Below are 13567 nucleotides of genomic sequence, written 5' to 3'. Positions count from 1 at the left end.
TCAAGTTACATTCATATATAGGCTGTAGGTGACTTACACATGAGTATTGACTCATGTGTTCAAATTAAGCTTTAGAGGTATACATGAACTAAAGTTCATGCATAAAACCGTCTAAGTAATAAATTACAAAGACGGTCTAATGTACCAAGCTTTTTCGTTTCTAGTCAACCTTGCCGTGGGGACGGGCCCCAAACATAGAGAATTTCGAAAAGAAAATCTACAGACAATGCAAGTTGGGGATGGACAACGATAAAGAAATACTTTTTCTTTAGAAATTAGTATTTCTTATGCATGAGTTTCACTCATGTATTTCTATTTTAAAGTACATATTAGCTGCGGCTAATGCTTAAGAACCACTACATCATAAATGATTAGTGTTTCTTTATTATTTCTGTCTTACTCCTATATGTTTTAGCAAATATTTATTATGAAGCTAACCTGTTTTTATACTCTTGTTTAAGATATAATGAAAGTTGTTGTAAAAAGTGATGAATGGTTCTGAATGGAGGAACATGAATGAAAAAGAAATATTATGTCGGTATTTCATTACTCGTAGCCTTTTTAATCATAGTCATTGACCAAGTGACAAAATGGATTATTGCTAGTTCAATGAAAATAGGCGATTCTTACGAAGTGATACCCAATTTTTTAAATATAACGTCACATAGAAATAATGGTGCTGCTTGGGGAATATTAAGCGGTAAAATGTTCTTCTTTTATATTATTACAGTGATTATTTTAATTGTGCTCGTATTGTTCTTTATAAAAGAAGCGCAATATAATTTATTTATGCAGTTAGCGATAAGTTTATTATTTGCAGGTGCTTTAGGAAATTTCATTGATCGTTTATTAAATGGAGAAGTTGTTGATTTTATTGATACAAATATTTTTGGATATGATTTTCCTATCTTCAATGTAGCCGATTCAAGTTTAACAATTGGTGTGATGTTAGTCATTATTGCACTACTTAAAGATACAACAAATAAAGGTTAGGAGGTCTGATTATGGAAACGTATGAATATACGATTACAGATAGTAATCATGTTGGACAGAGATTAGATAAAGTATTACCAGAATTAAATAGTGATTGGTCACGTAGCCAAATTCAAGATTGGATTAAAGAAGATCTTGTGAAAGTTAATGACAAAGTGGTCAAACCCAATTATAAAGTGAAGCAAAATGACAATATCGTTGTGACTGAACAAGAAGTCGTTGATGCAGATATCACACCGGAAAATTTAAATCTTGATATATATTATGAAGATGATGATGTAGCTATTGTTTATAAACCAAAAGGGATGGTAGTTCATCCATCACCAGGCCATTACACTGGTACGTTAGTTAATGGGTTGATGTATCAAATTAAAAATTTATCTGGTATTAACGGTGAAATTCGTCCAGGTATCGTGCATCGTATTGATATGGATACATCTGGTTTATTGATGGTTGCTAAAAATGACATTGCACACCGTGGTTTAGTTGAACAATTAATGGCTAAATCAGTTAAGCGTAAATATGTTGCATTAGTTCATGGTAATATTCCACATGACTATGGAACAGTGGATGCACCTATTGGACGTAATAAAAAAGACCGTCAAGCGATGGCAGTAGTAGATGATGGAAAAGAAGCAGTAACACATTTTAACGTTTTAGAACATTTTAAAGATTATACTTTAATAGAATGTGAACTCGAAACAGGCCGTACGCACCAAATTCGTGTGCATATGAAATATATCGGTTTCCCATTAGTTGGAGACCCTAAATATGGTCCTAAAAAAACATTAGATATTGGCGGACAAGCCTTACATGCAGGTGTAATAGGATTTGAGCATCCAGTTACTCATGAATATATTGAAAGAACAGCAGAGTTACCTCAAGAATTTGAAGATTTATTAGCCGATATTAGAAAAAGAGATGCCTAGAAAATGGCATAAAAATAATAAATACTATCACAGCTCTTAAATGATATCCCATTGTCATTTAGGGGCTTTTTTATAATCAAAAGAAATATGTTAAATAATGTAGGAAGTTCATTTATAGAGTAATCATAAAATGAGTTATAGGTTCTATAGAATAAAATATATGAACATAACATGTAATATGCTATGATATGTTGAAAACAAAGTGAAAGTAGGAACAAACTAAATGGAAACATCGTATCAACCTCGACATTTACAAGAGAAAAGTGCGGGATTTCATGAATTATTTTTTGATTTAATATTTGTTTATGCAATGCAGAAGATGGCACATGTCATTTTAAATGTACATGGGGGGACTATATCATCTGAATTATTTTTAAAGTATATCATTATGAGTGTGTTTTTATGGATATTATGGTCGCATCAAACATTTTATACAAATAGATTTGGAGAAACGACAACTAAAGATGTCATATTTATGATGTTTAACTTGTTTGTATTAGTATTTTTATCAAATAGTTTATATCCTGATTTCGAAAAAACATTCTTTCCATTCTTTCTATGTATTGGAATTCTATATTTGAGTATAAGTATTCAATATAGTTTACATTTAAATAAAACAAAGCATAAATCTGATTATAAAACGTGTCAGGCATTTGCAATTGTTGCATTAATCGTTGCAATCCTTTCATTAGTATCTCTTGTATTACCAAAAAGTATTCATTATATTCCAGGGTTTTTAGGATTATTTATTGCTTCAACAGGCTTGATTCCATACCGAAAATATTTATATCAATCACCTGTGAATTTATCACATTTAGTTGAAAGATTCTCGTTGTTGACGATTATTATATTTGGTGAGGTTTTAGTTGGTTTAACATCTATATTTAGTATTGAGCATTTCAATTATATTTATATATTTCAATTTTTAATCGTTGTAAGTTTATTCGGAACATATTGGTTAGTGACTGAAAGTCATATTAATTTACATCAAACGACTATTGGTTTCCAACTCGTTTATACACACTTATTAATTAATATCGCATTAGGTATATTAAATGCTGCTGTTATTTTTAGTGACTCTCATCAGTTAAGTTCAAAGTTTGAAATCTGTATGATGCATGATAGTATTTTATTATTTTATATTGGTGTTTGGATTAATACGACATATTTTCATAAAGAACTTAAAAACATCAAATATATTATAATCGGCGCAATACTGTTGGTTTTATCATTTATCATAAGTATGTTTTTTAATGGTTATCAAGATGTAATGATTATCAGTATCGCAATTGCAAATACTTTAGTTATGCTTTTGTATTATAAAAATATAAAAAAACGTACCAATTCTGTGATTAAATAAAATACCGCTAGCGATGCAAATGGCATAATATAGTAAACATTTAAAAAATGTTAATCAATCAAGTATTTTATTAGAAAAGACGTTGACTATTTGCAACTTTAGGATTAAACTAATAACAGTTTAATTATAAAAGTAGTCTTTAAAGATAAGTCCAGAGAGGCTTCAAAGACATGAAAATGATACTGATATACATGATTGTTATTAATTTAATGAGATGATAACTAGCGATCAATCATTGAATGATTGCATAACAAACAGTTAAGAATATGTGTGGAATATTGTTTAGTTACACTAGGGCTAAATTGATATCACGCATTATCTATATATCAACCTCATGTCTTTGTTAAAGACGTGAGGTTTTTTTGATATGAATAAGAGATAGAGGTGAGACAATGTCTGAACGTATCATAATGGATGAAGCAGCAATTCAACGTACAGTTACTCGAATTGCACATGAAATATTAGAGTATAACAAAGGTACTGAGAATTTGGTATTACTAGGCATTAAAACACGTGGTGCATATTTAGCTTATCGTATTCAAGAAAAAATAAATATGATAGAGCAACAACTTGTAACAACAGGCACAATTGATATTACACAATTCCGTGATGATATCGATCATGTTTCGAAGCAATCATTCGACAAAGCTTTTGAAATAGATGTAGATATTACAGGAAAAGTTGTTATTATCATTGATGACGTCTTATACACTGGAAGAACGGTTAGAGCGTCATTAGATGCCATCTTATTACATGAGAGACCAATTAAAATTGGATTAGCTACGCTAGTTGATCGAGGCCACAGAGAGCTTCCAATTCGCGCAGATTTTGTAGGAAAAAATATACCAACTGCACGCGATGAATCCGTTAAAGTGTACTTAACTGAAAAGGATTCAACTAATGCAGTTATAATAGAATAATATCCCTTTTAAAGCAGTACGAGAGACTGAAAAAGGTGAAATGAATATATGAGCAAAGTAGTTACAATAGAATTATTATGTTAACTACTGTATTTAAATAGCTTAAATACTTCATATCATTCGCTTTAGTCTCTTTGCATAACTGTATGTAAAGAGATTTTTTTATGAAAGGAAATGAATCACCATGGAAAATGAACAAATGTTTGAAAGAACGGTACAACCAGTATTAGATGTACAAGACAAACCAAAGCCAGCACAGTGGGCGTTTTTAAGCTTGCAACACTTATTTGCAATGTTTGGATCGACAGTACTTGTACCATTTTTAACCGGACTGCCTATTTCAGCAGCATTATTAGCATCAGGAATTGGAACTTTGTTATACATACTTATTACCAAAGCTAAAATTCCAGCATATTTGGGATCTAGCTTTGCATTTATCACACCTATCATTACGGGATTAAGTACACATAGTTTAGGAGACATGTTAGTCGCACTCTTCATGAGTGGTTTAATGTACGTCATTATTGGTTTCTTAATCCGTTTTAGTGGGACAGGTTGGTTGATGCACTTATTACCACCAGTTGTAGTTGGACCTGTCATTATGGTCATTGGATTAAGCCTTGCACCAACTGCAGTTAACATGGCAATGTATGAAAATTCTGCAGACATGAAAGGTTATAACTTAAGCTATTTAGTCGTTGCATTAATTACGCTGATTGTAACAATCGTTGTACAAGGATTCTTCAAAGGATTCTTATCATTAATTCCTGTATTAATAGGGATCATAGTGGGTTATATCGTCTCTATCTTTATGGGATTGGTTAAATTTGCACCGATTGCAAAAGCAAAATGGTTAGCATTCCCGGATATTTACTTACCATTTAAAGATTATGTACCTTCCTTCCATTTAGGATTAGTGCTTGTCATGATTCCAGTTGTATTTGTAACTGTCAGTGAGCACATCGGACATCAAATGGTAATCAACAAAATTGTAGGTAAAAACTTCTTTAAAGATCCAGGTTTAGATAAATCAATCATAGGTGACGGTGTATCAACAATGGTTGCAAGTATTATAGGTGGACCACCAAGTACAACTTATGGTGAAAACATTGGTGTATTAGCGATCACGAAAATTTACAGTATCTATGTCATTGGTGGTGCTGCAGTCATCGCAATCGTACTTGCATTCATTGGTAAATTTACAGCACTTATTTCTTCCATACCAACACCGGTTATGGGTGGCGTGTCAATATTATTATTTGGCATTATCGCAGCAAGTGGTTTAAGAATGATTGTAGAAAGCAACGTTGATTTTGCTAACAATAGAAACTTAGTGATTGCATCAGTCATCTTAGTTATTGGAATAGGAAATTTATTAATCAATTTAAAAGGTATCGGCGTTAACTTACAACTTGAAGGAATGGCATTATCAGCTTTATCAGGCATTATCTTAAATTTAATCTTACCTAAAAAATAGTTAGATATTCTGAGGAGGCAAACAATGGAACATTTATTATCAATGGAAGATTTATCAAACGATGAAATTTATAGCTTAGTCAAAAAAGCAAGTCAGTTTAAATCTGGAGAAGTTAATGTACCACAATACAAAAATCATTTTGTAGCTAATTTGTTCTTTGAAAATTCAACAAGAACAAAATGTAGTTTTGAAGTTGCCGAACAAAAACTTGGATTGAATTTAGTTAATTTTGAAACGAGTACGTCGTCTGTACAAAAAGGAGAATCACTATATGATACTTGTAAGACATTAGAAAGTATTGGTGTAAACTTGTTAGTAATCAGACACTCTCAAAATGCATATTATGACGATTTGGAAGGACTAAATATACCTATTGCCAATGGTGGTGATGGTAGTGGACAACACCCGACTCAAAGCCTACTTGATTTAATGACTATTTATGAAGAATATGGAAAATTCGAAGGTTTAAACGTATTAATTTGTGGTGATATTAAAAATTCACGTGTTGCTAGAAGTAATTTCCATAGTTTAAAAGCTTTAGGTGCAAATGTCATGTTCGCGAGTCCTGATGAATGGGTAGATGATACAATAGAAGCATCATACGTTAACATTGATGATGTGATTGGAAAAGTTGATATTGTGATGTTACTTAGAGTTCAGCACGAAAGACACGGTATTACAGGAAAAGCTAACTTTGAAGCTGAAAATTATCATCAACAATATGGGTTAACTAAGGAAAGATATGATAAATTAAAGAAAGAAGCTATTGTCATGCATCCAGCTCCAGTCAATAGAGGTGTTGAAATTGAAAGTGACCTAGTAGAGGCACCTCAATCACGCATCTTTAAACAAATGGAAAATGGCATGTATTTAAGAATGGCAGTCATTGATGAGCTTTTAAAATAAGGAAGGGGTATTTAAATCATGAAACTAATTAAGAACGGTAAAATTATAAAAAATGGAAAATTAAAAAATACGGATATTCTTATTAACGGTAAAAGAATTAAAACGATTAGCAGTAAAATTGATTCTTCATCTGAAAATATTGAAGTTATAGATGCTAAAGGAAATTTAATCGCGCCTGGATTTGTAGATGTTCATGTACATTTACGTGAACCAGGTGGAGAACATAAAGAAACAATTGAAACTGGTACGAAAGCAGCTGCAAGAGGTGGTTTTACAACTATCTGTCCAATGCCAAATACAAGACCAGTACCAGATTCAGTGGAAAATATAAGAGCGTTAAGAGAAAAAATCAAAGATTCAGCACAAATTCGTGTCTTACCATACGCTTCTATTACAACTAGACAAGCAGGTAAAGAGTTAGTAGATTTCCAAGCTTTAGCAGATGAAGGTGTGTTTGCCTTTACTGATGATGGCGTTGGTGTACAACAAGCAAGTATGATGTATGCTGCTATGAAACAAGCAGCAAAAGTGAAAAAACCTATCGTAGCACATTGTGAAGATAATAGTTTAATATACGGTGGTGCTATGCACAAAGGTAAACGTAGTGAGGAATTAGGTATTCCAGGTATCCCAAATGTATGTGAATCAGTTCAAATTGCCCGAGACGTTCTATTAGCAGAAGCGACAGGTTGTCATTACCATGTATGTCATGTTTCTACTAAAGAAAGTGTTCGTGTCATTCGTGACGCTAAAAAAGCAGGCATTCATGTAACTGCAGAAGTAACACCTCATCACTTATTATTAACTGAAAATGATGTGCCAGGTGATGATGCAAATTACAAAATGAATCCACCATTAAGAAGTACAGAAGATCGTGATGCATTATTAGAAGGTTTATTAGATGGAACAATTGATTGTATCGCAACTGATCATGCACCTCATGCGAAAGAAGAAAAAGAACAACCAATGACAAAAGCACCATTCGGTATTGTAGGCAGTGAAACTGCATTCCCATTATTATATACGCACTTTGTTAGAAATGGTAATTGGTCATTAAAACAATTAATCGATTACTTAACAATTAAACCGGCAACTATCTTTAATCTTAATTATGGTAAATTGCATAAAGATAGTTACGCAGACATCACAATTATTGATTTAGAAAATGAAAAAGAAATTAAAAGTGAAGATTTCTTATCTAAAGCTGACAACACACCATTTATTGGTGAAAAAGTATTCGGACATCCGGTATTAACAATGGTTAAAGGTGAAGTAGTATTTAAGGAGGAAAAATAGATGCTTTCAAAACGTTATCTAGTATTTGAAGACGGCTCTTATTATGAAGGGTATCAATTAGGTTCAGATGAACTTTCAATTGGCGAAATTGTATTTAATACAGCTATGACAGGTTATCAAGAAACGATTTCGGATCCATCATATACGGGTCAAATTATTACATTTACGTACCCATTAATTGGAAATTACGGTATCAATAGAGATGATTTTGAATCTTTAACTCCAACATTGAATGGTGTTGTTGTGAAAGAAGCAAGTACACATCCTAGTAATTTTCGTAATCAAAAGACTTTACACGAAGTATTAGTACAATACCAAATACCAGGTATCTCAGGGGTAGATACAAGAAGTATTACCCGTAAGATTCGTCAACACGGTGTATTAAGAGCCGGATTCACAGATAACAAAGCTGACATTGAAAGCTTAGTCCAACATTTAAAAACGACTGAATTACCTAGAGATGAAGTATCGACAGTTTCTACAAAAACACCTTATGTTTCTACAGGTTCAGATTTAAGTGTTGTCTTACTCGACTTTGGTAAAAAACAAAATATCGTTCGAGAGTTAAACATGCGTGGTTGTAATGTGACTGTTGTACCTTATAACACATCTGCAGAAGAAATCATCAAAATGTCTCCAGACGGTGTAATGCTATCTAATGGTCCTGGAGATCCAGAAGAAATTGATGTTGCTGTGAAAATGATTAACGGTATTCTTGGCAAAATTCCATTCTTTGGTATTTGCCTAGGCCATCAATTATTTGCTTTATCTCAAGGTGCTACATCATTCAAAATGAAGTTTGGACATAGAGGTGCCAACCACCCTGTTAAAAACTTAAGAACAGGTAAAGTCGACATTACAAGTCAAAACCACGGTTATTCAATTGACCGAGATTCATTAGAAAATACAGACTTAGAAGTCACTCATATTGCATTAAATGATGGTACTGTTGAAGGCTTAAGACATAAAACGTTACCTGCCTTTTCAGTTCAGTATCATCCAGAAGCAAGACCAGGTCCAAGTGATTCTAATTATTTATTTGACGAGTTTATTACTATGATGAATGAGTTCATCGAAAAGGAGCGTAATATAAATGCCTAAGCGTAACGATATTCAAACAATTTTAGTATTAGGATCGGGCCCAATTATTATTGGCCAAGCTGCGGAATTTGATTATGCAGGAACTCAAGCCTGTCTTGCACTTAAAGAAGAAGGGTATAGAGTGATCTTGGTTAACTCTAACCCAGCTACAATTATGACTGATAAAGAAATTGCAGATAAAGTATATATTGAACCTTTAACACATGATTTTATCGCACGTATCATTCGTAAAGAACAACCTGATGCTTTGTTACCAACTTTAGGTGGTCAAACAGGTTTAAATATGGCAATTCAGTTACATGACAGTGGTGTATTAGCTGCTAATAATGTGAAACTACTGGGAACTGAATTAGAATCAATTCAACAAGCTGAAGACCGTGAACTATTTAGAACATTGATGAATGATTTAGATGTTCCTGTACCAGAAAGTGATATTGTAAATACAGTTGAACAAGCTTTTAAATTTAAAGAAGAAGTGGGTTATCCATTAATCGTTCGACCAGCCTTTACAATGGGTGGTACAGGTGGCGGTATTTGCTATAACGATGATGATTTAAAAGAAGTTGTAACAAATGGTTTACATTATAGTCCAGCTACACAATGTTTAATTGAAAAATCAATTGCAGGTTTTAAAGAAATTGAATATGAAGTTATGCGTGATAAAAATGATAATGCCATTGTAGTATGTAATATGGAAAACATTGACCCAGTGGGTATCCATACAGGTGATTCCATTGTGGTTGCACCAAGTCAAACATTATCAGACGTGGAATACCAAATGCTAAGAGACGTTTCATTAAAAGTTATTCGAGCTTTAGGCATCGAAGGTGGATGTAATGTTCAGTTAGCGTTAGATCCAGATTCATTTAATTACTATATTATTGAAGTCAATCCACGTGTATCTCGTTCATCAGCATTAGCATCTAAAGCAACAGGTTATCCAATTGCCAAACTAGCTGCAAAGATTGCTGTTGGATTAACATTAGATGAAATGTTAAACCCAATTACAGGTACTTCATATGCAGCATTTGAACCGACATTGGATTATGTAATCTCTAAAATTCCACGTTTCCCATTTGATAAATTTGAAAAAGGTGAACGCGAATTAGGCACACAAATGAAAGCAACAGGTGAAGTAATGGCAATCGGCCGTACCTACGAAGAATCATTACTCAAAGCAATTCGTTCATTAGAATATGGTGTGCATCACTTAGGATTACCAAATGGAGAAAGTTTTGATTTGGATTACATTAAAGAAAGAATTAGTCATCAGGATGACGAAAGATTATTCTTCATCGGTGAAGCCATTCGTCGTGGTACAACACTAGAAGAAATTCATAATATGACTAAAATTGACTATTTCTTCTTAAATAAATTCCAGAATATTATTAATATTGAACATGAATTAAAAGCACATCAAGGCGATTTAGAATATCTTAAATATGCTAAAGATTATGGTTTCAGTGACAAAGTCATTGCTCATCGATTTGATATGACAGAAGAAGACGTCTATCAATTGAGAATTAACAACAATATTACGCCAGTATACAAAATGGTAGATACATGTGCGGCTGAATTCGAATCAACAACACCATATTATTATGGTACCTATGAAACTGAAAATGAATCCATTGTTACAGACAAAGAGAAAATTTTAGTTTTAGGTTCAGGTCCTATTCGTATAGGGCAAGGGGTTGAATTTGACTATGCAACAGTACATGCTGTGTGGGCAATTCAAAATGCTGGATATGAAGCAATTATTGTCAATAATAACCCAGAAACAGTATCAACTGACTTCTCTATTTCAGATAAATTATACTTTGAACCTCTTACTGAAGAAGATGTGATGAGTATCATTAATCTAGAACAACCAAAAGGTGTCGTTGTACAATTTGGAGGACAAACAGCTATTAATTTAGCAGATAAATTAGCTAAACATGGCGTGCAAATTCTAGGAACATCTTTAGAAGATTTAAACAGAGCTGAAGATAGAAAAGAATTTGAAGCGTTATTGCATACGATTGACGTACCGCAACCTCAAGGTAAAACTGCGACTTCACCAAAAGAAGCATTAGAAAATGCACGTAATATTGGTTACCCAGTTGTTGTAAGACCTTCATATGTACTTGGTGGCCGTGCAATGGAAATTGTTGATAATGATAAAGAATTAGAAAACTATATGACACAAGCAGTTAAAGCTAGCCCAGAACATCCAGTGTTAGTTGATAGATACTTAACTGGTAAAGAAATCGAAGTCGATGCTATCTCAGATGGTGAAACAGTAATTATTCCAGGTATTATGGAACATATTGAACGTGCAGGTGTCCATAGTGGTGATTCTATCGCAGTATATCCACCTCAAACATTATCTCAAGAAGAAATTGAGACATTAGAAGATTATACGATTCGACTAGCGAAAGGCTTGAATATCGTTGGATTAATTAACATTCAGTTTGTGATTGCACATGACGGTGTTTATGTTTTAGAAGTAAACCCTCGTTCAAGTCGTACTGTACCATTCTTAAGTAAAATCACTGATATTCAAATGGCTCAACTCGCAATGCAAGCCATTATGGGTACAAAATTATCTTCACTTGGTTATAAAGAAGGTATTCAACCGTATTCAGAAGGGGTATTTGTTAAAGCACCAGTATTCAGCTTTAATAAATTGAAAAATGTTGATATCACTTTAGGACCTGAGATGAAATCAACTGGTGAAGTAATGGGTAAAGATCAAACATTAGAAAAAGCGCTATACAAAGGGTTAACAGGTAGTGGATTTGAAGTTAAAGACCATGGAACTGTATTGATGACTGTAAGTGATAAAGATAAAGAAGAAATTGTTAAAATTGCGCATCGTCTTAATGAAGTCGGTTATAAGATTTTAGCCACTAAAGGGACTGCTGAAAAATTAAATCAAAATGATATTCCAGTAGAAGTTGTAGGCAAAATCGGTGGCGAAAATGATTTACTCACTCGTATTCAAAATGGTGATGTACAAATCGTGATCAACACAATGACAAAAGGTAAAGAAGTGGAAAGAGATGGCTTCCAAATTCGTCGTACTACGGTAGAAAATGGTATCCCATGTCTTACATCACTTGATACTGCAAGTGCATTAACAAATGTTATAGAGAGTATGACATTTACAATGAGAAATATGTAAAACAAGTTCAATTAAATAAGCTAAAGTCTACATTTATTTTAAGATAAGTTCTTCAATTCATAGTTTTTAGCTATGGTTGAAGAACTTTCAATATAAGGAGTTACACGATGAAACAATTACCAATTATTGCATTAGATTTTGAATCAGCTGATAAAGTAAATGCATTTTTAGATCAATTCGATGAACCATTATTTGTTAAAGTTGGTATGGAATTATTCTATCAAACCGGACCTGAACTGATTAAATCTATTAAAGATAGAGGACATAGTATTTTCTTGGATTTAAAATTACATGATATTCCAAACACTGTGAGTAAAGCCATGGAAGGTTTAGCGAAGCTAGATGTGGATTTAGTCAATGTGCATGCAGCTGGTGGGAAGACAATGATGGAAGCGGCTATTAAAGGATTACGTCAACATAATAAACATACCAGAATCATTGCAGTGACTCAGTTAACATCAACTACAGAGACACAGTTACACGAAGAACAAAACATTCAAACGACAATTGAAGCGGCTGTATTAAACTATGCTAAGTTAAGTCAACAAGCTGGTTTAGATGGTGTGGTATGTTCACCACTTGAAGCGGAGTTAATAACTGCTCAACTAGGTAAAGATTTTATGAAGGTTACACCAGGTATTAGACCAGAAGGTGCCGCTCAAAACGACCAAAAGCGTATTACAACTCCCGAGCAAGCAAAACAATTAGGTTCAACACATATTGTCGTTGGACGACCTATAACACAGAGTGATGATCCAGTTAAAAGTTATCAAATTATTAAAGAAAGTTGGTTAGGTTAAATGGCTAAAGAAATTGCAAAGGCATTATTAGATATTAAGGCAGTATCACTTTCACCCAATGATTTATTTACATGGAGTTCAGGAATTAAATCACCTATCTATTGTGATAATCGTGTTACATTAGGTTATCCACTCGTACGTAATGCGATTAGAGATGGTTTAATCAAATTAATTAACGAAAAATTCGAAGATGTAGAAGTAATATCAGGAACTGCGACAGCAGGGATTCCACACGCTGCATATATTTCAGAAAAAATGGAATTACCTATGAACTATGTACGTTCAAAAAGTAAAAGTCATGGTAAGCAAAATCAAATCGAAGGTGCGAAAAGTGAAGGTAAGAAAGTCGTAGTTATAGAAGACTTAATTTCAACTGGCGGTTCTTCAATAACTGCAGTAGATGCATTAAAAGAAAGTGGTGCAGAAGTATTAGGTGTTGTAGCTATCTTTACTTATGGATTAGCCAAAGCTGATGAAACATTTAATGAAGCGAAGATACCTTTCTATACATTAAGTAATTATAATGAGTTAATTGACGTTGCTAAAGAGCAAGGAGAAATTTCTGAAGATGATATTAAGACATTAGTTGAATGGAGAGATAACTTATCATAAGATAAGA

The 13567-nt window shown here is 33.1% G+C and carries 11 protein-coding genes; all 11 read left to right on the top strand.

What is annotated here, in order from left to right; translation table 11 throughout:
• Positions 1–516 precede the first annotated feature (516 nt).
• A complete protein-coding gene (gene lspA, locus AC2D8K_RS04320) occupies positions 517–993 on the top strand; it encodes a signal peptidase II (RefSeq protein WP_002450614.1) in 477 nt (158 codons plus the stop codon).
• Positions 994–1004: 11 nt separating this feature from the next.
• Positions 1005–1922: an RluA family pseudouridine synthase gene (locus AC2D8K_RS04315; RefSeq protein ID WP_002450613.1), complete on the top strand. Its 918-nt coding sequence runs from the start codon at positions 1005–1007 to the stop codon at positions 1920–1922.
• A 223-nt stretch (positions 1923–2145) separates the two neighbouring features.
• A complete protein-coding gene (locus tag AC2D8K_RS04310; RefSeq protein WP_484698090.1) occupies positions 2146–3282 on the top strand; it encodes a low temperature requirement protein A in 1137 nt (378 codons plus the stop codon).
• 392 nt (positions 3283–3674) lie between these two features.
• The gene (gene pyrR / locus AC2D8K_RS04305) at positions 3675–4202 is read left to right on the top strand and encodes a bifunctional pyr operon transcriptional regulator/uracil phosphoribosyltransferase PyrR (RefSeq protein WP_002450610.1); all 528 of its coding nucleotides are present in this window, start codon (positions 3675–3677) and stop codon (positions 4200–4202) included.
• Positions 4203–4386: 184 nt separating this feature from the next.
• Complete coding sequence (locus tag AC2D8K_RS04300) at positions 4387–5679, top strand: uracil-xanthine permease family protein (protein ID WP_002450609.1); 1293 nt, start codon at positions 4387–4389, stop codon at positions 5677–5679.
• Positions 5680–5703: 24 nt separating this feature from the next.
• Complete coding sequence (locus AC2D8K_RS04295) at positions 5704–6585, top strand: aspartate carbamoyltransferase catalytic subunit (RefSeq protein ID WP_002450608.1); 882 nt, start codon at positions 5704–5706, stop codon at positions 6583–6585.
• An 18-nt stretch (positions 6586–6603) separates the two neighbouring features.
• Positions 6604–7881, top strand: coding sequence for a dihydroorotase (locus AC2D8K_RS04290; RefSeq protein WP_002450607.1), 1278 nt, complete (start codon positions 6604–6606; stop codon positions 7879–7881).
• Positions 7882–8982 carry a carbamoyl phosphate synthase small subunit gene (locus AC2D8K_RS04285; protein ID WP_002450606.1) on the top strand — a complete coding sequence of 367 codons (1101 nt, stop codon included), beginning with the start codon at positions 7882–7884 and terminating at the stop codon, positions 8980–8982.
• Positions 8975–12148, top strand: coding sequence for a carbamoyl-phosphate synthase large subunit (gene carB, locus AC2D8K_RS04280; RefSeq protein WP_484698089.1), 3174 nt, complete (start codon positions 8975–8977; stop codon positions 12146–12148). The genes AC2D8K_RS04285 and carB overlap by 8 nt, the downstream gene beginning before the upstream one ends.
• Before the next feature lie 107 nt (positions 12149–12255).
• Positions 12256–12948: an orotidine-5'-phosphate decarboxylase gene (pyrF, locus tag AC2D8K_RS04275; protein WP_484698087.1), complete on the top strand. Its 693-nt coding sequence runs from the start codon at positions 12256–12258 to the stop codon at positions 12946–12948.
• On the top strand, positions 12949–13560 hold the full coding sequence (gene pyrE, locus AC2D8K_RS04270; protein WP_002450603.1) for an orotate phosphoribosyltransferase: 612 nt from the start codon (positions 12949–12951) through the stop codon (positions 13558–13560).
• The last annotated feature ends 7 nt before the right edge of the window (positions 13561–13567 follow it).

This window comes from Staphylococcus sp. 510 (assembly GCF_057219715.1).
This window is presented reverse-complemented; position numbering and strand designations above follow the sequence as displayed.

Bases quoted from the DNA above. Each gene is read 5' to 3' on its own strand.
- pyrE (WP_002450603.1), top strand. From the start codon at position 12,949: ATGGCTAAAGAAATTGCAAAGGCATTATTAGATATTAAGGCAGTATCA.
- AC2D8K_RS04290 (WP_002450607.1), top strand. From the start codon at position 6,604: ATGAAACTAATTAAGAACGGTAAAATTATAAAAAATGGAAAATTAAAA.
- AC2D8K_RS04285 (WP_002450606.1), top strand. From the start codon at position 7,882: ATGCTTTCAAAACGTTATCTAGTATTTGAAGACGGCTCTTATTATGAA.
- carB (WP_484698089.1), top strand. From the start codon at position 8,975: ATGCCTAAGCGTAACGATATTCAAACAATTTTAGTATTAGGATCGGGC.
- AC2D8K_RS04315 (WP_002450613.1), top strand. From the start codon at position 1,005: ATGGAAACGTATGAATATACGATTACAGATAGTAATCATGTTGGACAG.
- AC2D8K_RS04310 (WP_484698090.1), top strand. From the start codon at position 2,146: ATGGAAACATCGTATCAACCTCGACATTTACAAGAGAAAAGTGCGGGA.
- AC2D8K_RS04300 (WP_002450609.1), top strand. From the start codon at position 4,387: ATGGAAAATGAACAAATGTTTGAAAGAACGGTACAACCAGTATTAGAT.
- AC2D8K_RS04295 (WP_002450608.1), top strand. From the start codon at position 5,704: ATGGAACATTTATTATCAATGGAAGATTTATCAAACGATGAAATTTAT.
- pyrF (WP_484698087.1), top strand. From the start codon at position 12,256: ATGAAACAATTACCAATTATTGCATTAGATTTTGAATCAGCTGATAAA.
- lspA (WP_002450614.1), top strand. From the start codon at position 517: ATGAAAAAGAAATATTATGTCGGTATTTCATTACTCGTAGCCTTTTTA.
- pyrR (WP_002450610.1), top strand. From the start codon at position 3,675: ATGTCTGAACGTATCATAATGGATGAAGCAGCAATTCAACGTACAGTT.